Here is an 845-nt window from a genome sequence, read left to right as displayed (position 1 = left end):
TTTCAATGACCCCGACTGGACAATGCAACGTTTACGCATTGGTCAACTGAGGGGATCAGAGCCTATGCAGGTCGTTTCAGGTCGATTGGATTACCCTAAAGTACATTTTGAAGCACCGCCAAGAGAAGGCTTAGAAGAACGCTTACATACCTTCATAGCGTGGTTTAATCAGAGTCTGAATGATTCATTGCTTGATCCTCTGTTACGTGCAGGCATTACCCATTTATGGTTTGTTACCCTACATCCTTTTGATGATGGTAATGGCCGTATTACACGTATACTTACAGACCTTGCTCTAGCTCAAATGGATGAGCAAAGTATCCGTTTGTATGCAATGTCTACTGCGATATTAAATAAACGTAAAAGTTACTATGAGATATTAGAACAAACTCAAAAAAATGATTCTGATATCACAGATTGGCTGATTTGGTTTCTAGACACGTTGAATGAAAGCCTTGAAAAAACCTTAGCGCAGATCAGTCGAACATTGTTTAAAAGTCAATTTTGGCATAAATATTCAAATTTAGCCCTGGGTGAAGAACAACGTAAAGTTCTAAATCGTTTATTAGACGGTGGCGAAAATGGCTTTGAACATGGTATTAGTGCTTCGCAATATCAAAAGGTTGCTAAAGTCAGTAAGGCAACGGCTACTCGCCACTTATCAGACTTACTTGAGAAAGAATGTATCGTTAAATTAGAAGGTGGTGGACGTAATACACGCTATCAGATCAATACCCAGTTATAGATATTCTAAGCAATAAAAAACCCCGGCATCCTGATCTGACCCCCAAAAGTTAGACAGTAAGTTAGGCAATTTCTAAGGACTGATTTCTGTATTCTACAGG

The 845-nt window shown here is 39.2% G+C and carries 1 protein-coding gene; it reads left to right on the top strand.

The genetic code is table 11. From position 1 onward, the window contains the following. A partial coding sequence (locus tag NI462_RS14900; protein ID WP_253161232.1) for a Fic family protein occupies positions 1–745 on the top strand: 745 nt, incomplete at its 5' end. Positions 746–845: the final 100 nt, after the last annotated feature.

The sequence above is a fragment of the Acinetobacter lwoffii genome (assembly GCF_024129715.1).
Lineage (GTDB): Bacteria > Pseudomonadota > Gammaproteobacteria > Pseudomonadales > Moraxellaceae > Acinetobacter > Acinetobacter lwoffii_U.
Note: the sequence above shows the minus strand (reverse complement) of the source record. Positions and strands in the feature narration are given on the sequence as shown.